Genomic DNA, 22,054 nt, shown 5'->3' on the forward strand with positions numbered 1-22,054 from the left:
ACAGCATGGCTGGTCCCCTTGCCGCGCCGCTTGAAGAAACGGCGCAAACTGTTTTTTACTTTGCCGCCTTGCGCGCAGCGTATTGCTGGTAGCCATTCGCGCGCAGGGCACAGGCCGGGCAAGTGCCGCAGCCATAGCCCCAGTCGTGCAGCTCGCCACGTTCACCCAGGTAGCATGTGTGCGTGCCGCTGCGGATCAGGTCGACCAGCGGCTGGCCGCCCAGGTCTTGCGCCAGGTCCCAGCTTTGCGCCTTGTCCAGCCACATCAGCGGCGTTTCCAGTTTCAGCCGCGTATTCATGCCCAGATTCAGCGCCACTTGCAGGGCCTTCATCGTGTCGTCGCGGCAATCCGGGTAGCCGGAAAAATCCGTCTCGCACATGCCGCCGACGAGCACCGTCAAGCCGCGGCGATACGCCACGGTGGCGGCCACCGTCATGAACAGCAAGTTGCGTCCAGGAACAAAAGTGTTCGGCAAGCCGTTTTCCTGCATGACGATCTCGACGTTCTGCGTCATGGCCGTATCGGAAATGGCGGCAATCAATGACAGGTCGATCATGTGATCCTGGCCCAGGCGGCTGTCCCACTCGGGCGATTGCTGGCGCATCTGTTCGAGCACGCCGGGACGCACGGTCAGCTCGATCGCATGGCGCTGTCCATAGTCAAAGCCGATGGTTTCGACGCGGCTATAGTGCTTGAGGGCCCAGGCCAGGCAGGTGGTGGAATCTTGTCCACCGCTAAAGAGCACCAGTGCGGAGTCCGTTGCTAGCATAATTTCTTTCTTTTCAGTTTTACTCTGTTGCAATCGTGCGCGGGGAAACGTGATTCCCCGCGCAAAAAATACTTATTCGTCCGCCATCAGTTTACCTATTCCGGTAACATGCAGTCAGCATTTACTCATCTGGAGCACCATGTTTTCTGCACGACCCATACGGCATACGGCTGCCGGCAAGGCGATACGACCACGAATTTTGGCACAAGTAGTGACAAAAGTAATGGGGCAACTGACATTGGCGGCCGCCGGCAGTGTCATCTTGATATGCCCGATCGCCGAAGCCCGCGCGCAGGAAGGACCGCAAGAACGCACGCAAGACGCCGTTGCGGACAGCCCCGCCACGGAAGCGGCACCCGCGCCACTGCAGTACGAGGTCAAGGTCAACGCGCCGGGCGACCTCGATGAGTTGCTGGAAAAAAACCTGGACCTGGAGCGCTTCCGCGGCAACCCGCGCATGGACCGCGAACAATTGCAGCGCCTCGTGCGCGATACGCCTGAGCAAGCCAAAAACCTCGTCGCCACGGCCGGCTACTACACGCCCGTCGTCACGGTGCGCGTCGATACGACGGGCGCCAAACCCGTCGTCATCGTCGACGTCGACCCGGGCGAACCGGTGACCATCGACAAGGTCGAGCTGGAATTGCGCGGCTTCGACCCCACGCCGCCGCTGGCCGCTTCCGAGCCCTTCGACACGGAAGCCCTGAAGCGCAGCTGGTCGCTGAAATCGGGCGGCGTGTTCCGCCAGGCCGACTGGGAATCGGCCAAGCGCGCGCTGCTGCGCGAAGTGGTGCAGACGCGCTACCCGCGCGCCCAGCTGGTCGATACGCAAGCCGTGGTCGACCCGGAAACGCACAAGGTGTCCTTGCTGGTGGTGCTCGACAGCGGCCCTGAACTGCGCTTTGGCGAGCTGCGCATCGAAGGCCTGAAGCGCTACGATGCCAGCATCATCCGCAACCTCGACAAGATCCGCCCGGGCGACTATTACAGCGAGTCGGCGCTGCAATCGTTGCAGGCGCGCCTGCAGGACACGGGCTACTTTGCCAGCGTGGAAGTGAGTGCCGACATGAGCAGCATCCTGGGCGAGCAGATCGAGGCAGGCCAGGAAAGCCAGCAAGCCGAGGCCGCCGGTGCCGTCCCTGAAGCCAAGCCCGCCAACCGCGGCCCCGCGCCACTGCTGCCGCTGGTCGTGCGCGTGACGGAAAACAAGCAGCAAAACGTCAGCGCCGGTCTCGGTTTCAGTACGAACACGGGTAATCGCGCCCAGCTCAATTATGACAACCTGAACGTGTGGGGCACGCGCTTCAAGAGCGCGATCACCATGGAAACGAAGAAACAGGCGGCGCACGCCAATTTTTATTTCCCCACCACTGAGCGCGGCTATAACGACAGCGCGGGCGCCTCGTTCGAGCGCAGCGACATTTCCAATGAAATCACGGCCGTCACCACCATCTCGGCCAAGCGCAACTGGGGCGGCACCAACCTCGAACGCAGCCTGACGTTCGAGTTCCTCAGCGAAGACAAGACCGTCGTGGGCCTGGAACAGACGCGCAGCAAGAGCTTGCCGCTGACCTATGCAATCACCAAGCGCAGCCTCGACAGCCTGCTATTCCCCACCAAGGGCTATGTCATCAATGCCCAGGTGGGCGGCGCCCTGCTGCCCGTGCTGACGGACGAGCGCTTCGTGCGCGTGGCCGGCAAGGCCGTGTATTACCGTCCGCTCGGTGAAAAGGGCGAGCTGATCGTGCGCGGCGAAATGGGCGCGCTCGGTTCGAAGGAAAAACGCGGCGTGCCGGCCGTCTACCTGTTCCGCGCGGGCGGCGACCAGTCGGTGCGCGGCTATGCCTACCAGGAACTGGGCGTGAAGGAAGGCGACGCCACCATCGGCGGGCGCTACATGCTGACCGGCAGCGCCGAATACCAGTACTGGTTCAAGCCGAAATGGGCGATTGCCGCCTTCTATGACGCCGGTAACGCGGCCGACACCGTCAAAGCAGCGATGACGCCGAAATCGGGCTATGGCCTGGGCGGGCGCTACAAGAGCCCCGTCGGCCCCATCAATGTCGACGTGGCATACGGCCACGCCGTCCAAAAATACCGTTTGCACTTTTCTCTGGGATTCACTTTCTGATGTCCGATATGACTACCGAGGCGCCGAACGCGGCGCCCCAGCCCCCAGTAAAAAAACCGCGCCGGGTGTTGCGCTATGTACTGATCGCCGTCGCCAGCCTGGCCGTGCTGCTGGGTGGCGCCTTCTGGTTCCTGGGCCGCGAATCGACCTTGCAGATGCTGGTGCAAAAAGTGGCCAGCGCCAGCGGCGGCGACATCGCAGTGTCGGGCGTGTCCGGCTCGCTGTACAACCGCATGCACCTGGGCCACGTCAGCTACCGCAGCAAGACGCAGCACATCACGGCCGACAACATCGACATCAACTGGTCGCCGTTCCAGTTCTTTTCGGAAGGCATCGCCATCAGCGAACTGCACGTGGCCAGCCTGTCCGTGGCAAGCACGGCGCCGTCCGACGAACCGTCGACCATGCCCGCCAGCCTGGCATCACCTTTTAAAATCGGCATTGCCGACGCGCGCCTGGACAAGGTGACCCTCATCAATGCGGGCGGCAACACGGTGTTTGAAAAGATCCATTTCACCTTGTCGGGCGACAAGACGCAATGGCAGCTGGAAGACGCCTCGGCGTTGACGCCATTCGGCCAGGCCACGGCCAGCGCGACGATTGCCGCCACGCAGCCGTTCAAATTGTCCGGCAAGGCGGGTTTGACGCAGCTCAATGCCGCCGCCGGTGAAAAACCCGCCGCCTTGAATCTGCAGCTGGGTGGCGACTTGAACGTGCTGAACGTGACGGCCAAGGGCAGCGCGGGTGCGGCCACGGCCGACGCCCAGCTGGCGCTGGCGCCGTTCGACCCCGTCATCATCCTGCGCTCGGCCAGCATCCGTGGCCGCAACATCAATCCGGGCAAATTCGACGCGACCTTGCCGCAGGCGGACCTGAGCCTGGAACTCGATGCCGCCATCGACACGCGGCCAACCAAACAAACCGTGTCGGGCAAGCTGGCCATCCTCAACCACGCCACGCCGGGCCCCATCGACCAGCAAAAGCTGCCGCTGCGCCAGTTCGAAGCGCGCCTGGGCGGCACCCTGACGGCCACGACGCTAGAGTCGGCCATCATCGATTTCGGCAACGCCGGCAAATTCACGGGTAGCGGCAAGCTCAACCGCGACGCCGTCGACGGCCCCATCGGCAACGCGCAGCTGACCTTGCACACAGACAAGATCGACTTGCAACATATCTACAGCAGCATCAACAGCACCAAGATCGTGGGCGACATCGTGCTCGACAGCGATGGCAAGACGCAAACCCTGCGCGCCAAGCTCGGCGAAGCCAAGCTGCGCCTGGACGTGGAAGCGACCCTCGCCGATTCCCTGGTGCAACTGCGCAAGGCCACCTTGCAGGCAGGCAAAAGCAGCGTCAACGCGACGGGCCAGATCAGCCTGAAGGATGAACAGCCCTTCAAGGCCGTGGCCAACGCCAGCCGTCTCAATCCCGCCGACTTCGGCGCCTTCCCTGTGGCCGACCTGAACCTCGACGTGCGCGCCAACGGTCACGTGGCCCCCAAGTGGCTGGCAAATGCGGACTTTACCGTACGCCCCAGCAAGCTGCTCGACCAGCCTTTGTCGGGCAAGGGCAAGCTGACGGCCGATGCGGCCCATTTCAGCGGCATCGACGTGCAACTGGCGCTGGGCAAGAATAATGTCACGGCCAAGGGCAACTTTGGCGGCGCCGGCGAAAAGCTCAACTGGAACGTCGATGCGCGGCAACTCTCCGCCCTGCAGAGCGACTTGCTGGGCGCCGTGCAAGCCAGCGGTGTGGTGCAAGGCACCTTGCAGCAGCCGCGCACGAGCTTTGTTGCCGATGCGAAGGGTCTGGGCCTGACCAGCGGCAAGCGCCCCGCGCCCGACAGCGCCATCCACGCCCGCGGCGACGTGGGCTTGACGGGTCCGAAGCAAGAAGCGGAATTGAAAATGACGGGTTCCTTGCAAAAGATCAATCCGGCCGCCTTCGGCGCGACATTACCCAACGGCAACGTGAATGCGGACTTCAACGGCAGCGGTCGCCTGACCAGCGACTGGCAAGTGGCCCTGAACCTGGGTTTGCGCGAATCAACCCTGCAAAACGCCCCGCTGGCCGGTTACGCCAAGCTGTCGGCCAATGCGAAACGCATCGACAGCGTCGATGCGGAACTGCGCCTGGGGCCGAACAGCCTGCTGGCCAAGGGCGCGCTCGGTGGCGCCACCGACAAGCTCACATGGAAACTCGATGCGCCGCAACTGTCGACGCTGGGCCCCCGCTTTGCCGGCGTGCTGCATGCCTCCGGCTCCGTCAGCGGCAAGATGGACGCGCCCGCCGCGCAACTGACGCTCGATGGCCGTGACCTGACCTTCTTTGGCGACCAGCAATTGAAATCCATCAAAGGCAGCGCCAGCGTGGGCGCCGGCCAAGGCGCGCTCGACCCCATGGTCAGCGCGCTGGACATCGCGGGTTACAGCACGCCTACCTTCAAGCTGGCCAGCGCCCGCCTGGGCACGACGGGCACGCGCGGCAGCCATACGCTCAGTTTGACGGCGCGCAATGACGATTTCGATGCCAGCGTACAAATCCGCGGCAGCCAGAGCGGTGCCGCCTGGACGGGCACCATCGACAGCCTGCAAAACAAGGGCCGCTATGCGCTGGTGCTGCAAGCGCCCGTGCCCGTGAAAGTGGCGGGGCCGGCCGGCAGCGGCGTGGCGGGCCTGGCCCAGCCTGAACAGATCAGCGTGGGTAACACCGTCATCAAATTGCCGGCAGGCAGCATCACCATGCAAAGCCTGGTCAAGAACGGCCCGCGCTGGAACAGTTCCGGCCAGGCGGCCGGCGTGGCGCTGACCTATCTGGCGCAAGTGATTCCCTCGCTGCAAGCCAATGCGCGCAGCGACCTGACCCTGGGCGCGCAATGGTCGCTCGACATGCAGGTGCCGACGGCCAAGCAGAAAGACCCGTCGTTGGCCGGCATGCTGCACATCTACCGCGAAAAAGGCGACGTGACGGTGGGCGTGGAACAGCCGCTGGCGCTGGGACTGCGCACCTTCGATGCCCGCATCGATGTGGCCAACCAGCAACTGCGCCTGGCCGTGAAACTCGACGGCGCGCGCGCGGGCCAGAGCGATATCAATGCCACCGTGCAAATGCTGAACGGGCGCATCAGCAATGACAGCGCCCTCTCGCTGACGGGCACCACCAGCATCGATACACTGGCCTGGCTGGCGCCGCTGACGGGCCAGCCAGGCCTGGAGCTGGGCGGCGCCTTGAAAGTGGCCCTGTCCGGCAGCGGCACCATCGGCGCGCCGCAATTGAATGGCGACATCAACGGCAGCAAGCTGCTGGTGAACTGGGCCGACCAGGGCTTGAAATTGCGCAATGGCGTGCTGCAAGCCAAGTTGGCCGGCGATCAGCTGCAATTGCAGCGGCTGAGCTTTGACGGCGGCGATGGCAAGGTGCAGGCAGATGGCTGGGTACGCTTTGCGAATGGCGAAGCGAGCCTGGAACTGAAACTGATGGCCGACCGCCTGCAAGCGCTGTCGCGCCCCGACCGTACTTTGATCCTGTCGGGCAACAGCACCCTGGTGCGCAACGACAAGCGCTTCAGCTTCGAGGGCAAGTTCAAGGCCAACCGCGCGCTGATCGAACTGGCGCCGCAAGATACCCCCACGCAAAGCAGCGACGTCGTGGTGCTGGGCAAGGAAGTCAAGGGCAGCAAGGAAGCGCCGTCACTGCCCCTGAATATCGACCTGGAATTTGACCTGGGCAATGCCTTCCACCTGCGCGGCATGGGACTCGACGCCGACCTGGCCGGCAATGTGCGCGCCCGCGTCATCAACCGCGCCGCGCCGCGCGTGACGGGCAGCATCAAAGTCACCAACGGCCAGTACGCGGCCTACGGGCAGAAGCTGTCGATCGAACGGGGCTTGATCGCCTTCACGGGCGCCTACGACAACCCGTCACTGAACATCCTCGCCGTGCGCAAGCGTCCCGAGGGCGAAGCCTTGTCGGAAACGAATGTGGAAGCGGGCGTGGAAGTGCGCGGCACGGCGCAGGCACCGACGGCCAAGCTGGTCTCCACGCCGAGCGTGTCGGATAGCGACAAGCTGGCCTGGCTGATCCTCGGCCACGGCGCGGAAACGGCGGCCGGCGATGAAATGGCCTTGCTGACGACGGCCGCAGGCGCCCTCTTCGGCGGCTCCGGCGGCGGCTTGCAAGGCAAGCTGGCCAGTTCGCTGGGCCTCGATGAAGTGGGCCTGTCGCAGGCGCAAGGGCTGGAAAGCACCGTCGTCACCGTCGGCAAGCGCCTGTCCTCGCGCGCCTACCTGACGTTCGAGCAAGGCACCAGCACGGCGACGAGCCTGGTGAAACTGCGCTACAAATTGAATCGCCGCATCACCCTGCAATTCCAGACGGGCACCAACAATGCGCTGGACGTGTTGTACACCTGGGCATTCGATTAGAGTGGCGGCCAACAATGTTGTCGGATTACGCCCTTGCGGGCTAATCCGACCTACAGTCCATGTGCATGTGCGTAGGTCGGATTAGCGGCGCAGCCGCGTAATCCGACACCACAGAAACAACAAAGGGCGCCTCGGCGCCCTTTTCTTTGCTCTACCAAAAACAGTTTATTCGGCCACGTCGAGCCCGCGCTCGATCATGCCTTCGACGTACGCGCGCAGATATTGTTCCAGCGCGGGGCCGGACAGCACGTTGGCCGTCAGCGCGCCGTGCGGCGAGCCTTTCAGCACGCCATCGTGGTACACGCGCGCAATCCAGGCCACGTCCGCGCCCTGGGTGTAATCGAGTTCATAGTCAAACGATTCTCCGCTGACTTTGCGTGTGTAGACTTCCTTGACAATTGCCATCTGAAACAGCCTTTCTTGAGGAGATTAACTAAGTAATCCTCAGGAAATTATTGTGAATTTATGACGAACAGAACCGGATGCTATGCAAGGCGCCCGCTGCGACGCAGTGCGAGCACTGCTAGCAGCGGGCAACGCCGCAGAGCGCCGGTTATGGAAGTCAGAAATCACAATAATTTATTGGGGGTTACTGAGGATGCGGATCGGGTACGGGATCGTCCTGCGGCACCGGGTGCACGGGCCCCGGCTGGCGCCCGGGCGCTTCTTGCGGCTCCGGCGCCGGCATGGGTTCATCGACAGGCGCCGGATCGGGCGCGCGGTGGGCGTGGATGACGGACATGGCTGGCCTCCCTGCAGACAAAAGAAGACCATACCACGAGAAATGCGCCTCCTGCCCTGCGCGCCCCTTATTTCGCTGCCGGCTTGACGTCGGCGGCCGGTGGCGGGGCATTCTTCACATATTTTTCCAGCCAGTTGTTGCTTTCATACAGCATCTGCATGATCGATTCGCGCGCGCGGTAGCCGTGGCTCTCGTTCGGCAGCATCACCAGGCGCGCCGTGCCGCCCAGTCCCTTGACGGCCTGGAACATGCGCTCGCTCTGGATGGGGAAAGTGCCCGAGTTGTTGTCCTGCTCGCCATGGATCATCAGCAGCGCATCCTTGATCTTGTCCGCATAGTTGAACGGCGACATGGCCTGGTAGACGGCGGGCGCCTGCCAGAACGAGCGCTCTTCCGCCTGGAATCCGAACGGCGTCAGGGTGCGGTTGTAGGCGCCGCTGCGGGCGATGCCGGCGCGGAACAGCCGCGTGTGCGCCAGCAAATTGCCCGTCATGAAGGCGCCATACGAGTGGCCGCCGATGGCGATGCGGTTGCGGTCGGACACGCCACGGCGCACCACTTCATCGACGGCCGCTTCGGCATCGGCCACCAGCTGCGGCAGATAGGTGTCGTTCGGCTCCTGCTCGCCATTGCCGACGATGGGGAACGATGGATTGTCGAGCACGGCGTAGCCCATGGACAGGAAGGCGGCCGGGCCCCAGTAGCTGACGGCATTGAATTTGTACGGCGAACCCTTGGTCTGGCTGGCGGCGCTGGCCGTCTTGAATTCCTGCGGATACGCCCACATCAGGGTCGGCAAAGGGCCGTCGCGTTTGACGTCATAGTTCGGCGGCAGCATCAGGGTGGCCGTCAAGTCCACGCCATCGGCGCGCTTGTAGCGGATCAGCTCTTTCTGCACGTTCTTCAATTGCGGCAGCGGATGGGGGAAGTGCGTGAGGGCCGTCAATTGTGCCGCGCCCTGCTGTTTCAGGTTGCGCACATAGTAATTCGGCTGCTCGGTGGGCGATTCACGCGTCGACAGCAAACGGCTGCCGTCCTCGTCCAGCACGGCCACCACGTTTTCATAGTACGGCGCGGCGCTCTGGAACAGGCGCTGCTTCTGTTTCGTCGCCAGGTTCAGGCGGTCGATGAAGGGACGGTCGCCGTCCTTCGAGGCGCCCTGGCCGTCGAGCAGGATGGAACCATCGGCGGCGATGAGCAAGCGCGGCAAGCCGGCCGCATCGGCGCGCATGACGGGCTGGCCCGGATCGTTGTAGCGGTCTTCGAACGATCCCGCATACACGAGGTCGGCCTGCGTGGAAGGTTGATCTGGCGAAATCTTCCACTGCTTGACGGCGCGCGTCTTGTACCACGCTTCGCTGAGCAGGGCCAGGTCGCCGCGGCCCCAGGCCACGCCCGCATAGCGCGAGCCCAGCCTGGCCAGCACGGCCGGCTTGTCGGTAAACGGTGCTGCCTGCGTGTAGACGATGTCGCGGATCTCGACCGCCTTGGCCGGATCGCCGCCGTCCTGCGCTTCAGCCCACACCAGGGTGGCGGGCGCATCGACCCGCCAGCTGATGGAGCGCACGCCGGCGGACACGGCATCATTGCCAGGCGGCAGCCCTTCCTCCAGCGGCAGGGCCGCCACCGCGTGCTCCACCTTGCCATTCAGGTCACGTACGTCGATCTGGTGAGCAAAGTCATGCGCCGGCACGATGTACGAATACGGACGCACGATGCGGGTCGTCAACAGGTGCTTGCCATCGGGCGAGGCCGACACGCGCGAAAACTGGCCGGGCTGGCCCACCAGGCGCTGCTTGCCAGCCACGTCCAGCATGGCCAGCTGGACGGTGATGTAGTGTTCGAACAGCTGCGCATCCTGTTCGTTCTTCAACAGGTCGGGATAGGTGCGCAATTGCTTGACGCCACCGCCCGGCACGCTATCCTGGACGGACGGACCCGTCGGGATGCCGCTCGCCACGGGCGCCCCACCCAGCTTGGCCGGCTTCAGCTGCACCAGCAGGGTCTTGCTGTCGGGCATCCAGGAAAAACCACGGCCATACACGGTCGACAGGGGCGCGCTGGCCAGCTTGCGCGCCGCTTTCGTCTGCACGTCGAGCAGCCACAATTGCACGCCCGATTCCTTCACGCCCTTGGAGGGATCGGCATAAGCGACATGCGTAAACGCCAGGTAGCGCTGGTCGGGCGACCAGGCCAGGTCGGCGATGCGGGGCGACGCGGGCAAGCCGCTGACCTTGATTTCCTTCTGCGTATCGATGTCGAGTAAACCCAGTCCCGTGTGGAAGCTGAAGCGGCTGGCCGAATACGTGCGCGGATTGATGCGCAAACCCGCCAGTTTCAGTTCCGGCTGCGCCACTTCGCTAATGCCGGGCAGGGATGGCGTGGGCAGCACGGCAGCCAGGTTGCGTTTCGGGCTCAGGCTCAGGGTCGGCGCGCGCGGCGCATCGACGATGGCTTGCAGGGGCGCTGGCGGGGCTTGATAAGCACCATCTTGCGCCATGGCCAGGGAAGACGAGGCCAACAGGCCGACAGTGATGGGCAGCAAAGGCAAACGAGTAGACATGAAACTCCAGTGGATGAAGGTGGTGACAACAAGCGAACGCACCGCACCGCTCATGGCGGTGCATTGTGACAAGGCATAGTGCGTTCATGCCATGTAAATGTCAACCAGCAACTTTTACCGTTTGACAAGCATCGCCGCCCGTCCCCATCTCGCTTACAATCGCTGTTTTACCCGCACCCGATTGCCTACATGGAAACCACTACCCTCGCCCTGCTGTTCCTGGTCCCGCTGCTGGTCTGGCGTATTTATTCGCGCCTGAAGAAACTGGTGGCGCGCCAGAAGTCGCAGCTGTGGCGGCACTGGAGCGTGGCGATCGCGTTTCCCGCGCTGCTGCTGTTCCTGGCGACGACGACGAAATTCGAGGTCCTGCCCCTGTCCAGCCTGGGCGCGGCCGCGCTGGCCGGCGGCTGGCTGGGCGTGCTGGGCTTGAAGCTGACGCGCTTCGAGCAAGTCGGAAAAGATTTCTTTTTTACCCAGCACCGCTACCTGGGCCTGGCCATCACGATGCTGTTCATCGCCCGCCTGCTGTACCGTGGCATGGAAATCTATATGAACTCGCGCCAGGACGTGCCCGTGCCGCCGCCACCGTTCGGCCAAAGCCCACTGACCATGGCCGCCTACGGCCTCGTCATCGGCTACTACGCCATGTATGCGTGGGGCTTGCTGCGCTGGCGCCAGCGTAACAAACCGCTGCAGGCCGCAGAGTAAATCAGTAGTACTGGCACAGGCCGGTACACGTCGTCACCGCCAGTGCCTGGCGTATCGTCGCCAGCGCCGGCGCCAGGGCCGGATCGAGATCCTTGTCAGCATCGGCCAGGCTGGTCAGCAGGCGCTCGCGCAAGGGCGGCGCCATCAGATTGGCGTTCGCCGTGGCGTGCTGCGCCGCCGCTTCCAGCATCCGCTTCTTTTGCGCCACGTTCCAGAACGGCACCTGCACAAACTGCACCACGTTCGCAAACATGCTGCTCGATCCCTTGCTGAAAGCGCGGGCGCGCATGCGCTCGGCACCGCTCACGTCCTGTGCCGGCTGCGTGCTGAACTCAGCTTCCATCAAGCCAATCAAGTGCGCATGACAATGCACGCCGAAGGCAAACAGGGCGGCCATTTCATCGCCATAATTGGCCAGATTCTGCGTCACCTGGTCCCGGCGCGCCTGCTGCAGCTCGGCGCCGGACAGCAGCAGCGGCCGTTGCAGGCCAAACGTGTAATACGCCTTGCCCAGGTTGGTCGCCCGCTCGCACACGGCCACGCTCTGGTTCATGTCTTGCAGCGCGGCCACGGGTGCCTGGAACAGGCGCGTGCCATCGGCGGCCTGGGCAAACAGTGCCGCCACGCCAGGGTCGCCCAGGCGCGGCAAGCCGCTTTGCGGCGTCGCCTTGGCCACCATCGCTTCCAGGCGCGCACTGGCGTCCTGGAAATCGGTGTAGCTGTCGGCCCAGGCGGCGGGCGCCACGAGGGCGGAGGAAAAGCAGAACAGGCGGCAGAGACGGCGCAGCGGCGAAGAAATCAAAAAGGACATGGGATCAGGAGAGCACTATTGGATAATTAGCAATTATAAGCAATCTGGTTCCACAGTGCATTTAATTGCTTTTACATTATCATTTTTCTAAACGACGATGGTGACGCGCGGCCAGCGCGCCGCATAGTTTTTGCTGGCCAGGCGCTGCGCATAGCCACCTTCGCTGATGCGCGCCGGGTTGCGCCGCACCACCATGTTAAACAGATCATCGAGGCCATGCGGCGCGACGATGCCGATCTCGCCGCATGGCCGCAGCCAGATGCCAACCGAGGTGGCAAATTCGGGCCAGGTAGCGATGGCGTCGTCGAGCGAGCGCAAGGGCGGCACGGCGTAGCCGAACTCAGCCTCGAACCACAGGTGCACCCGGGCCTGGTTGCATACCTCCCACGGCACGCCGGGCAGCAAGGTTGCCAGGCGCTGGCGCAGCTGCACCTCGCTTTCCGCAAGCAAATCGTGCGCATCGAAATACGCCACGTCGATATCGCTCAATGTCGACGGTTGTGAGTAAGCATGCAAGGCATCCCACACCAGGTTGCGCACGGCGCCGGCGCCGATGCAGCAGTGGGGCAAGCCCAGCTGCGCCACGGCGTGCAGCGCTTGCATGCACCACGGCGTGGCGCGGGCGATGGCGCGCAGGCGCGCCGCCAGTGCCTGCTGCTCACTCACGTGCTCACGGCCGTATCTGCGGCGCCACGCCGTCGTGGCTGACCGTGCCCTCGACATTGCCGAAGTACACATCCAGATCCTGCTTCGGATGGAAGTTACGCAGCTTGACTTGCAATGTGGTGGGGTTGATCTTGGTGAACGTGCCGGGGAAGCACAGGCTGACCAGCTCGTCAGGCTTGCCCTTGACCAGGTTCAAGGTAAAGTCTTCGATGCCATTCTTCCAGGTGTTGCCCGTCGTCAAAATGTACGAGACCCAGACAGCATTGACGAAGCCGCTTTCGCCCTGCTTGGCCGCCAGGCGGTTCCACGTCTTGTAAAAGGCCTTGTCGCCGCAGTATTTCTTTTCAAAGGCATTGCCATCGCCCAGGTAGGACGCACCGGGGCCGGCCGCGACGAATGGCGCATATTGATGGCGCACGCGCACGACTTTACCGGCGGGGAATTTCTGCTGCCACAGATAGATGACTTTCACTGTCCAGGCAGGTACCCATTCTTCGTCATACAACTGGGCCAGCAAGCCTTCGCCGATCATGATCTTGCTCTGCGCGGCCGTCAACGGCGCCACTTTTCTATCGAACGGCGTGTGCGAGGGGAAATAGGCAATTTGCGCGTCCGACAAGCCCAGCTGGCGCAAGCGGGCCGTCACGTCCGAGCTATCGAGCTTGGCGACGAAGGTGGTTTTATAATCCTTGCGCTTGCCATCCACGTCGACCGTAAACTGCTGCTGCTGGCCGTAATACGTGGGCGAGCCATGGTAGCCGGCCGCGTATTCGGGCAGGGGGAAGAAGATCGTCTCTTCCACATCCTTGGCCGATTCATTGAGAAATTCGTACTCGACCTTGATCAAGTCCGTGCTCACGCTGAGCACTTCCTTTTTCATGGCCACGGCATCGGTCTTGCCGAACAGGATGCCGCCCGCGCTGACGGAACCGATGCCGTCGTTTGCCACGGCCGTCCCCACCAGCACGGCCAGCGACACGGCGATGGCCGAAACCAGCTTGCGCACGATCATCACGCCACCTTGCCCGGCACGGGTTCAACCCGGCGCTGCAGCACGAAAATCGGTTGCGCCCATTGGCTATCCTTTTTCTTTTTGCTGGTGATCAAGGTCAGTTCCGACGGATCGTAGACATCCGTGTTGTGCGTCAATGGCGTCGTCATCAGGTATTGCGCTTGCGTATTTTTCAGGAATTCGCCGACCAATTGAATGTTGCGGATATCGAGGTGGGCAAACGGTTCGTCGATGAAGACGAAGCCGCCGGAACCGTCTTCCGATTTCAGCAAGCCGATCAAGAGCACCAGCGACTTCATCACTTGCTGGCCGCCCGACGCTTCGCCATCGTTCATGCCGATCACGCCCTTGCCGTCGAATTTGAAACGCACGTGCAAGCCCGCCTGCGACAGCTGCACGTCATCGTTTTCCAGGCGCACGGGGTCGGCATGGACTTCGATGCCGGCCAGCTCACCGAGCTCCTTGATGTTCTTGCTGTACGTCTTGATGGTGTAGCGCAAGCGCTCCATGTAGGCGCCACGGGCATTGCCCGTCGCTTCGATGGCGCGGTTGTTCTGGTAGCGGCGCTCGTCCGTTTCCGACTGGCGGCCATGCAACTGGTCCGACAGGCGGTGATGCTGGTCGATGACGGTGGCGTCGAGTTCCCAGTCGTCGCGCGCCAGGCTGCTTTGCAGGCTGGCCACACGCAAGTCGACCTGGTGCGCATTCTGGTGCTCGGCCACGAGCGCCGCGCGGCGTGCGGGACGGCGCCAGCTTTTCGGCAAATGGCGCCATGCATGGCGCAAGGCCAGCAAGGCGCGCGCATGCTCGGCGCGCTGTTCGATCTGTTTCTTGTAGCCGAGGCGCGCACCGGCTTCCGCTTCGGACAACGCCAGGCGCGCGTTTTGCCACACCGTATCGGCACGCGTGCGCGCCACGGTGGCGTTCTTCGTCAGGTTTTGCAGCTCGCCCAGACGGCCGCCCACTTCCAGGCGCTCTTCCTTGAGCGGCTTCGAGTTGCGCAGCGCTTCGGCAAATTCTTCCTGGCGCGCACTGAGTTCCTTGGCCGCGTCGACGCCGGCGATGCGCGCTTTCAAGGCGCCCACCTCAAACGCCAGTTTCGAGATCGCCAGGGTCAACGTATCTTCCTGTCCTTCCAGGCCAGGCAAGGAACGCAGCAGCGCTTCCAGGCGGCCGCTGCGGCCGGCCTGGCCGAAGCGGTAGCGCGACGCTTCCACGAACAGCGAGCGCCCGCCGCGGCGTTCGCGGTGATACGCCTCGGGCGTGATCCACTCTTCGTGGTTGCCCAATTTGAAACCCGCTTCGACGGAATCGACACGCGCAATGCGCGACAGCTGCTCGATCAGCCAGCTCGGCACGGGCGCGGAAAATTTCACCACCGCCAGCAAGCTCTCGTCCTTGGCGACAGGTGCCGTGACCAGCTCGGGCACGATGAAGTGGCGATAGCGCTCCTTCTCGGCCAAACGGTAGGCGGCAGCCGCATCCTTGGCTTTATCGAGCAAGACCACCGAAGCGTAACCGCCCAATATACCTTCGACGGCGCCCTGCCAGCGGCTGTCCGTCACTTCGACGATGTCCGACAGCATCGCGTGGGAAATCCCCGCGTCGCGCAGCGCGCGGCGCATGCCGCGCACATTGTCCGGCTCCGGCATGGCCGTCTTGCCTTGCAGCGCGGCAATCGTCGCCTGCTCGCCCGCGATGCGCGCCGACAGGGCGTCGCGCTGCTGGCGCTGCTGCAGCAATTGCGCTTCCTTCTGTTCCAGCTGGGCCGTCACTTCGGCGATGTCGCTGCCCGAGTCGGCTGCCAGCTTGTGCAAACGGTCCTTCTGCTCCAGCAGGCTGTCCAGCGGTTTCAGCTTGCTATTGATCAGGGACAAGCGGCTCTGCAAGCCGATCGATTCCTGTTCCAGCAAAGTTTCGTTCATCTGCGCGTCGGACAGGGCCTTCGCTTGCGCCGCCAGCGCATTGCGTTTATCGGTCAGCTGCTGGTCCGCCTGCGCCATCGGTTTGCGCGCATCGCGCAATTGGCGGCTGGCCTGAGCCGCCTTTTCGCGCGCCTCGTGGTATTGCAGGCTGGGCAGCACTTCTTCCAGCAGGTTGCGGCGCTCTTTATGCAGCCCTTCCCACTGGTGGTAATTGGCGACGCGCAGGCGCAAGCCTTCCAGGTTGGTCTTCGACGCTTCCAGTTCCGTCTCGAAGCGTTTCAGCTCCACTTCCGTATCGCGCTGGTGGCGCTTGGCTTCGTCGTAGGCATCCAGCACTTCCTTGTCGCCGAACACCTGGAACACCAGGTCGAGCAGCTGGCGCGGCGCGTATTCGCACAATTTGTCCGTCTCGCCCTGCTCCAGCGCCAGCACTTTCGACATGGCGGGCGACAGGCCAGCATTGGCCAGGCGCTTGCGGTAGTTTTCCACGCCCAGCCAGTCGTTGGCGTCCGTGATGTCCTCGATCTGCACATTGCCTGGACGCATCAGATACTGACGCTTCCAGTCGCCACCATTTTTCTGGATCTGGCAAAACAGGGTCACTTCATCGTCGCTGAAGAAGCCGGAGCTGCGGAACGGGCGGTTCGACAGTTGCTTGCCCACGTTCTTGTTGTCGACCACGGCGCGCAGCCAGGCCGTCTGCTGGCCCGAATGGCGCGCATAGTGTTTATACGTGCGCCCCATCGAGCAGTCGAGGCCAAACAGGGTGCGCAAGGCGTCGAGCAAGGTGGTCTTGCCCGAACCGTTCTGCCCCGCGATGGTGATGATCTTCGCGTCGAGCGGAATATTCTTGATGCGCTGCCAGTAATCCCAGTGCACCAGTTCAAGTGATTTGATATGAAACATGGGCGCTTTCAGTGAGGGAGGTCGGACGAATCGGCGTCACCGGCATCGCCGGCGTCGGGCAAGTCGCCGATCTCGGCGGACAGCTCGTCTGCCAGGTCGGCGTCAGGATCGACAGCCATCAGGCGCGCGGGCGCCCGCTTGAACACGTCGGCCAGGGCGCCGTTGATGATGCGCTCTTTCAGGACGTCGGTGTCCATCATCAGATCCAGCAGCGGACCTTCCAGGATGAAGTCGCCACGCCGCTCGATGAAGCCCAGCTTGGCCAGCGTGCCCAGGTTCATGTCCATGCGCGTTTTCTTGCCCAGCTTGTCACCGAAGTCCGACAGCAGGGCCTTGTAGGAAATACCGATCGAGGCGTCTTCCGCGCGCGGCAGCGGCTTTTCCGTGCCAAACATATCGTTCTGGTCATCGTCCGCGTGCTGGTGTGTTTCCTGGCGTTCGCGCTTGGGCAGGATGATCTGCGCCCACAGCACCACCAGCAAGGCCACGCCATCGCGCGCCAAACCGAAATTATTGTTTTGCCACACGTCGCGCGCGCCGAAGATCTTCGGTTCAATGGTGCGCGTCAGGGCCAAAGTCACGTGGTCGGCATACACGTTGTCGAGCAGTTTCAAGCCGCAGGCCAGCAGGCGCGCATCGATTTCGGCGCGGAACAGCTCGTCGGACAGCACGCGCTTGACGAGCTTGTCGTCGCGGCGCAGGGTTTGATGCGTGAGCAGGCGCGCAATCAGGATTTGGGAATCGTCATTCATCGGCAGTGCCGCTATCTAAATCAAGTGAAACATTCAGTGAAAGCGAGGCGATCGACATGGCCGCCACGTGGGGGTCGGTCAGTTGGACCATCTCGTCGGTCGGTGTAAAGGTGATCGGCAAACGGGCCAGTTCGGCCGTCGAGCCTTGCAAGCTCGCTTCGGACACGTCACCGAGCAGCGGCAGCATCGAGGCGCGGTACGAGGCTACGGCAAAGCTGGCCGGCAGCAGCGAATCCTGCACGGGCACCGATTTCGGCCCTTCTTCGCCGATGCTGGGGAAATTGCCCAGGCTGGCAAAGTTCGACAGGCGTTCGAGCAAGTCATCGAGTTCAAGCTGCATGGCGGGACCGTCGCTGATGGTGGTGGGCGCGTCCTCTCCGCTGGGCAGGCCCGTGTTGATGACACCTGCCACCCGTTCGGACAGCAGTTCCGTTTCGGCCACGTCGATCATCTCGGCAGGCGTGCTGAACAGGGGCACGACAGGCTGGTCGATGGCGCCCTCGGCCAGGCTGGCCAGGTCGTCATGCAGCAAGAGCCAGCGCTTGATGTCCGTGGTCGACAGGCCCGACTGGCCCAGGTGCACGCGCTGGCGCTCGATCTGGTTCAGCGCGCGCGAAAACATGCCTTGCATGTTCAACAATTTACTTTGCGCGCGGCCGATCGCCTGCGCCGCCTTGTGCGTGGCGCTGTCCGCGTTTTCATCGGAAGTGATGGCCACGAGAATCTCGGAACCCTTTTCCACCCAATCGCACGCCATGTTCCACTTCGCCTGCGCCGTGCGCAGCCGGAATTCGGAACCGGAGGCAATCGCGTCGGAAAATTCTTCCGTCAAGTCCACCAGGCGCCCCAGCAAATGTTGGAGTTGTTCAACGGACACGCCGCCCACGGCTTGCGCACCGGCCACCTGCGACAGCAAAAAGCCCATTTCCGCTTCGTCTTCCGTCTGGCCCAGACCCAGCAGGCTGTCGATGGCGGACAGCACGTTGCGCGCCATGGGCGTGACGCGGTACACGCCCTGCTGCGCATCCCAGGCCAGCAACTGGTTCGAGCGCAGGCGCAGCAAAACCGTTTCCAGGCTTTCCGGCAATAAATAGGCCAGCTTGGTGTTGATATCGGCGCGCGTATAGGCGGACGTGGCCGCATCGGACGCCAGCTCGCGCAACACCAGCAGACGCACCAGCACGCCATCAAAACCGCCATGGAACAGGGCCGTAAACACTTGCAGCAAAGGCTGCGCCCGCTTCAAGTGAAAAACTTGCTCAATTTCATCGGCCGAAATATTGGGCTGGAAATGCGCCTGCAAGGAATCGTGATGCTCTTGCTCTGTCTGATGTGCATCCGTAGCCACGGCTGCACTTGCCATTATATCAATCATTCTTTTCCGGATGAGTGTTCAGCGGGCGGCGCAGCGGGCTAACGCAGCGCTGCGGGGCGGGGGCGTCAGTATATCAGTTCTGACATGCAATTTAGCGCGTGGGAGGGGGCGAACGGGCCGTCAGTCTGCCGAGTGTTGCATTGACGACGTCCCCAAAGGCGAAGGGCCGGGGTCGGACCCTGAGGGTCCGACCCCAGTTTTTGCATCCGGGTTGGCAACTTGATGCAAAAACCATTAGCAAGCGCTTACTTCTTGACGATCTTTTGCAAGGTTTGCTCGACGTAATCGCCGTCTTCATCGGCGAACGTCACCTTCACGGGATACCATTCCAGCGACGGCGCCAGCCACAGGTCCACTTGCTGGCCCTTCTTGTCCGGCGGCGGCGCCTTGACCAGGTGCACGGCCTCCACCAAACCCTGGCCGGTGGCGACGGTTTCCTGCTTGACGACCTTGAAGGTCCACGGCTCGGCATCGTGGCGACCGGCCACGAAGAAGCTCCATTCCGAACCGGGCGTGAATTTCTCGGGCGTGGCGCGCGCCACGCTGACCAGTTGCCAGACGGTACTGTTGCGGTCCTGTTCGCCGCCTTTCAGCGGATAGCTGTCATCGCCCTCGCTGAAGACGATGGTCTTGCTGTCGCGCTTGAACGTGGTGGTGGCCGCTTCCTTGCGGAAGCGTTTTTCCACGAATTGAGAAGGCGCCAGGCCGAAATCGTCGACCGTACCTTCGCTGCGCTGTTCCAGGATCTTGCCGAACAGGGCAGCCTTGGTTTCGGCCAGCAGCGAATACTTGCCATCACCCACGCGCCAGTTGCTGACCGATTCGCCGGACAGTCCGATGCCGCGCTGTTTGGCCTTGATCGAATAGACGAGGTCTGCCGATGGCGCCAGCTTGTAGGGGCGCTTGATGACGGGATGCTCCACGGGCGCGTCGGCCATGGCGGGAGTCAGGGTGGCGGCCAGCAAGCTGGCCAGCACCACGCGTTTTAAAGTAGTCAAAGTCATCATTTATTTTCCTGTAGCGTCATTGACGCGAATTTGGGTCACGGTTTGCGTGGTCAGCGCCCCGCTCGCCTCGGTATTGCGTATTTGTACCGGATACCATTGCATGGACGGCGCCAGCCAGATATCGAGCTGCGACGAATACGTGCCGGGCTTCGGTGGCCGGCGCAGATGCCAGGTCACCAGACGGCCCATGTTGGTATCGAGCTCTTCCTCGCCCACCAGCTGGAAGCGGAACACGGTCGCTTCCTTTTCCTCGCCGACGAGGATGTCGATATTGCCGGCCAGCTGGTTGACGTCGGCGCGGCCGATGGCGGCCAGCTGGAACGGCACCGTGGCCTTGTCCTGCGCCCCCTCCTGCCATGGCGCCGTGGCCGTCGTGGCCGAAAACGTGATGGCCTTGGCGTCGCGCTTGAAATGCGTGGCCGTTTGCGCGCGGCCCTTGCGTTTTTCCGTGGCCGTGACGGGTACGATGCCGCTGGCATCGATCACCCCCTCGCTGGTCAGCACCAGCAGGTTGATACGTGTGATCAGCATGCTCAAGCCCACTTCCAGCTTCAGCTGATACGTGTCGCCTTTGTTGTCCCACGCCATGGCGGCCACGCCCTGCCACTTGGTACCGTCGGCATCGCGCCTGTCCACATGCAAGTCGAACTGGGCCGAGGCAGGCACATTCGTCTTGTAGTGCCGTGCCTGCTCGACGGCCGGTGGTGGCGGCGCGGCAGCTGGCGCGGGCGCGGCCGCCACGGCGGGCGCAGGCGCCGTGATGGCCGGGGCAGCCACTATGGCCGGCTCGGTCGTGGCGGGGCCTTGCGGCACCTCGCTGGCGGGCGCCGTCCACTGGGGCGTGTCGCTCGACGCCAGTTCCGTCGGCGGCGGCGGTGGCGGCGGCCTGAGCTTGGGCATGGGGAACTCGGGCGGCGGCGGTGGTGGCACCACTGGCAATGGCCTGGGCGGCTCGGCGATCAAGGCCATGCTGACCATCTGCGCATGATTCTGTCCCAGCGGCACCATGCGGGCATGCGAGGTGAGCCATGCCAACGCCACGTAATGCAGTGCGCCGATGACCGCGACAAAGATGACGGTACGGCGGCGCGGTGGCGAAAAGAAGGAGTCGGGCATCATAGGCCGTAGTGTAACGCTTCCACCCCACTTTCCGCTTCTTGCCCGCGCTCAACTCCTGATGTTTTATGTAAGAAAATGTTGGCAGCGTTGCGTCAGTTGCAAGCTGATATCTGCTACGCTAGGGGCATCCACCTACCAGGAGATTTCGCATGGCAAATCCGCAAATGCCCCAAATACCGGGCGCAGCAGTTGTGACCGATACCCTCGACTTCGTCAAGAACCTGTGGGGCAGCATGAGCGTGCCCGGCATGGGCATGCCCGGCATCACGGCGCCCACCATGTCGGTGGAAGAACTGGACAAGAAAATCAGCGACCTGAAAGCCGTCGAAGCATGGCTGAACCTCAATACCAGCATGCTGCGCGGCAGTATCCAGGCGCTGGAAGTACAGCGCGGCACCATCGCCACGCTGAAATCGATGGGTGCTTCGCTGGCGGCGGCCATCACCCAGCCAGGCGCCAGCGAGAAAACCGTCTTTGAATCGGTGCCCTACGCTTCCGCGTTTTTCCAGCAAGCTGCACCTGCACCTGCGGCGCCAGCGCCTGCACCGAAACCGGCGCCCGCACCTGCGCCCGCGCCGGAACCGGCTGCGGCGGCGACCGACGATGCCGGCAACCAGGCAGCAGCCCAGTTGGCCAATCCAAGTGCTTGGTGGAATTTGTTACAAGATCAGTTCAAGCAGGCGGTGTCGACGGCGATGTCGCCCGACGCTGCCAGTGCGGCAGCGGCCAGTTTTGGCGCTGGCGCCAAGGCCAAGCCAGCGGCCAGCAAATCCGCCAAGCCTGCAGAAGCAGGCACGGCAGCCAAGGCCAAGGCCCCGCTGCGCAAGGCGCCCGCGAAACGCGCAGCGCCCAAGGCTAAAGCACCAGGCAAGGCCTGATACGCAAGCCGGCGATATGATCAGGCGATACGATGAATGCGGATCGCCTCGATCATGTTGTCGGCCTGGCGTTTTACGTCACCGATCGTGATCAGGCCTTCGTCGGCCAGCGCCTTGGCGTGCTCGTACGAAGACTGGAATGTTTCCAGCGTGTCTCCCTTGGCGGCGACCGGGCGTACCCAGGCAATACTGCCGACCTTCATTTTTTTGTACACTTCATTGACCACATCACGCATAGTTTCTTCCTTATTGTTGTAAAGCAACTC

General features: G+C 63.0%; 17 protein-coding genes. 4 read left to right on the plus strand and 13 right to left on the minus strand.

Features of this window, described 5'->3' with window-relative positions:
* Positions 1 to 55 precede the first annotated feature (55 nt).
* Positions 56 to 769, minus strand: a complete 714-nt coding sequence (gene queC, locus CLU93_RS09090) for a 7-cyano-7-deazaguanine synthase QueC (RefSeq protein ID WP_099760830.1) — start codon at positions 767 to 769, stop codon at positions 56 to 58.
* Between the two features lie 223 nt (positions 770 to 992).
* Between queC and CLU93_RS09095 the strand changes: the two genes are divergently transcribed.
* On the plus strand, positions 993 to 2,900 hold the full coding sequence (locus CLU93_RS09095) for an autotransporter assembly complex protein TamA (protein ID WP_099760831.1): 1,908 nt from the start codon (positions 993 to 995) through the stop codon (positions 2,898 to 2,900).
* Positions 2,900 to 7,324: a translocation/assembly module TamB domain-containing protein gene (locus CLU93_RS09100; RefSeq protein WP_099760832.1), complete on the plus strand. Its 4,425-nt coding sequence runs from the start codon at positions 2,900 to 2,902 to the stop codon at positions 7,322 to 7,324. The genes CLU93_RS09095 and CLU93_RS09100 overlap by 1 nt, the downstream gene beginning before the upstream one ends.
* Before the next feature lie 165 nt (positions 7,325 to 7,489).
* Here CLU93_RS09100 and CLU93_RS09105 read toward each other — a convergent pair whose 3' ends face one another.
* From CLU93_RS09105 to CLU93_RS09110, 3 genes are all read right to left on the minus strand, one after another.
* Positions 7,490 to 7,729, minus strand: a complete 240-nt coding sequence (locus CLU93_RS09105) for a hypothetical protein (RefSeq protein ID WP_034753464.1) — start codon at positions 7,727 to 7,729, stop codon at positions 7,490 to 7,492.
* Positions 7,730 to 7,913: 184 nt separating this feature from the next.
* Entirely contained in the window at positions 7,914 to 8,066 is a 153-nt protein-coding gene (locus tag CLU93_RS28180) for a hypothetical protein (protein WP_165829272.1), read from the minus strand.
* Between the two features lie 67 nt (positions 8,067 to 8,133).
* The gene (locus CLU93_RS09110; protein WP_180287829.1) at positions 8,134 to 10,629 is read right to left on the minus strand and encodes an alpha/beta hydrolase family protein; all 2,496 of its coding nucleotides are present in this window, start codon (positions 10,627 to 10,629) and stop codon (positions 8,134 to 8,136) included.
* Between the two features lie 189 nt (positions 10,630 to 10,818).
* Between CLU93_RS09110 and CLU93_RS09115 the strand changes: the two genes are divergently transcribed.
* The gene (locus CLU93_RS09115; protein WP_099760833.1) at positions 10,819 to 11,337 is read left to right on the plus strand and encodes a hypothetical protein; all 519 of its coding nucleotides are present in this window, start codon (positions 10,819 to 10,821) and stop codon (positions 11,335 to 11,337) included.
* A gap of 1 nt (position 11,338) precedes the next feature.
* Here the strand turns inward: CLU93_RS09115 and CLU93_RS09120 are convergent, their stop codons facing one another.
* From CLU93_RS09120 to CLU93_RS09155, 8 genes are all read right to left on the minus strand, one after another.
* Positions 11,339 to 12,148: a hypothetical protein gene (locus CLU93_RS09120; RefSeq protein WP_099760834.1), complete on the minus strand. Its 810-nt coding sequence runs from the start codon at positions 12,146 to 12,148 to the stop codon at positions 11,339 to 11,341.
* 87 nt (positions 12,149 to 12,235) lie between these two features.
* Positions 12,236 to 12,814, minus strand: a complete 579-nt coding sequence (locus CLU93_RS09125) for a nucleotidyltransferase family protein (protein ID WP_306594704.1) — start codon at positions 12,812 to 12,814, stop codon at positions 12,236 to 12,238.
* Positions 12,815 to 12,818: 4 nt separating this feature from the next.
* Positions 12,819 to 13,826: a DUF4424 family protein gene (locus tag CLU93_RS09130; protein ID WP_099760835.1), complete on the minus strand. Its 1,008-nt coding sequence runs from the start codon at positions 13,824 to 13,826 to the stop codon at positions 12,819 to 12,821.
* Complete coding sequence (locus CLU93_RS09135) at positions 13,826 to 16,657, minus strand: ATP-binding protein (protein WP_099760836.1); 2,832 nt, start codon at positions 16,655 to 16,657, stop codon at positions 13,826 to 13,828. Before CLU93_RS09135 ends, CLU93_RS09130 begins: the two co-directional genes overlap by 1 nt.
* Positions 16,658 to 16,665: 8 nt before the next feature.
* A complete protein-coding gene (locus CLU93_RS09140) occupies positions 16,666 to 17,409 on the minus strand; it encodes a hypothetical protein (protein ID WP_099760837.1) in 744 nt (247 codons plus the stop codon).
* Positions 17,402 to 18,784, minus strand: a complete 1,383-nt coding sequence (locus CLU93_RS09145) for a hypothetical protein (protein ID WP_257224917.1) — start codon at positions 18,782 to 18,784, stop codon at positions 17,402 to 17,404. Before CLU93_RS09145 ends, CLU93_RS09140 begins: the two co-directional genes overlap by 8 nt.
* 245 nt (positions 18,785 to 19,029) lie before the next feature.
* Complete coding sequence (locus CLU93_RS09150; RefSeq protein WP_099760839.1) at positions 19,030 to 19,791, minus strand: DUF3108 domain-containing protein; 762 nt, start codon at positions 19,789 to 19,791, stop codon at positions 19,030 to 19,032.
* On the minus strand, positions 19,792 to 20,910 hold the full coding sequence (locus tag CLU93_RS09155) for a DUF3108 domain-containing protein (RefSeq protein WP_257224918.1): 1,119 nt from the start codon (positions 20,908 to 20,910) through the stop codon (positions 19,792 to 19,794). It lies immediately after the preceding gene.
* A gap of 149 nt (positions 20,911 to 21,059) precedes the next feature.
* Between CLU93_RS09155 and CLU93_RS09160 the strand changes: the two genes are divergently transcribed.
* Positions 21,060 to 21,788 (plus strand): PhaM family polyhydroxyalkanoate granule multifunctional regulatory protein, encoded by a 729-nt coding sequence (locus CLU93_RS09160; protein ID WP_099760840.1) that lies wholly within the window; start codon positions 21,060 to 21,062, stop codon positions 21,786 to 21,788.
* A gap of 20 nt (positions 21,789 to 21,808) precedes the next feature.
* Here the strand turns inward: CLU93_RS09160 and CLU93_RS09165 are convergent, their stop codons facing one another.
* Complete coding sequence (locus CLU93_RS09165) at positions 21,809 to 22,024, minus strand: hypothetical protein (RefSeq protein WP_010394693.1); 216 nt, start codon at positions 22,022 to 22,024, stop codon at positions 21,809 to 21,811.
* Positions 22,025 to 22,054: the final 30 nt, after the last annotated feature.

The organism is Janthinobacterium sp. 35 (assembly GCF_002754575.1).
GTDB classification, from domain to species: domain Bacteria; phylum Pseudomonadota; class Gammaproteobacteria; order Burkholderiales; family Burkholderiaceae_D; genus Janthinobacterium; species Janthinobacterium tructae.

Bases quoted from the DNA above. Each gene is read 5' to 3' on its own strand.
- queC (WP_099760830.1), bottom strand. From the start codon at position 769: ATGCTAGCAACGGACTCCGCACTGGTGCTCTTTAGCGGTGGACAAGAT.
- CLU93_RS09095 (WP_099760831.1), top strand. From the start codon at position 993: ATGGGGCAACTGACATTGGCGGCCGCCGGCAGTGTCATCTTGATATGC.
- CLU93_RS09100 (WP_099760832.1), top strand. From the start codon at position 2,900: ATGTCCGATATGACTACCGAGGCGCCGAACGCGGCGCCCCAGCCCCCA.
- CLU93_RS09105 (WP_034753464.1), bottom strand. From the start codon at position 7,729: ATGGCAATTGTCAAGGAAGTCTACACACGCAAAGTCAGCGGAGAATCG.
- CLU93_RS28180 (WP_165829272.1), bottom strand. From the start codon at position 8,066: ATGTCCGTCATCCACGCCCACCGCGCGCCCGATCCGGCGCCTGTCGAT.
- CLU93_RS09110 (WP_180287829.1), bottom strand. From the start codon at position 10,629: ATGTCTACTCGTTTGCCTTTGCTGCCCATCACTGTCGGCCTGTTGGCC.
- CLU93_RS09115 (WP_099760833.1), top strand. From the start codon at position 10,819: ATGGAAACCACTACCCTCGCCCTGCTGTTCCTGGTCCCGCTGCTGGTC.
- CLU93_RS09120 (WP_099760834.1), bottom strand. From the start codon at position 12,148: ATGTCCTTTTTGATTTCTTCGCCGCTGCGCCGTCTCTGCCGCCTGTTC.
- CLU93_RS09130 (WP_099760835.1), bottom strand. From the start codon at position 13,826: ATGATCGTGCGCAAGCTGGTTTCGGCCATCGCCGTGTCGCTGGCCGTG.
- CLU93_RS09135 (WP_099760836.1), bottom strand. From the start codon at position 16,657: ATGTTTCATATCAAATCACTTGAACTGGTGCACTGGGATTACTGGCAG.
- CLU93_RS09140 (WP_099760837.1), bottom strand. From the start codon at position 17,409: ATGAATGACGATTCCCAAATCCTGATTGCGCGCCTGCTCACGCATCAA.
- CLU93_RS09145 (WP_257224917.1), bottom strand. From the start codon at position 18,784: ATGATTGATATAATGGCAAGTGCAGCCGTGGCTACGGATGCACATCAG.
- CLU93_RS09150 (WP_099760839.1), bottom strand. From the start codon at position 19,791: ATGATGACTTTGACTACTTTAAAACGCGTGGTGCTGGCCAGCTTGCTG.
- CLU93_RS09155 (WP_257224918.1), bottom strand. From the start codon at position 20,910: ATGATGCCCGACTCCTTCTTTTCGCCACCGCGCCGCCGTACCGTCATC.
- CLU93_RS09160 (WP_099760840.1), top strand. From the start codon at position 21,060: ATGGCAAATCCGCAAATGCCCCAAATACCGGGCGCAGCAGTTGTGACC.
- CLU93_RS09165 (WP_010394693.1), bottom strand. From the start codon at position 22,024: ATGCGTGATGTGGTCAATGAAGTGTACAAAAAAATGAAGGTCGGCAGT.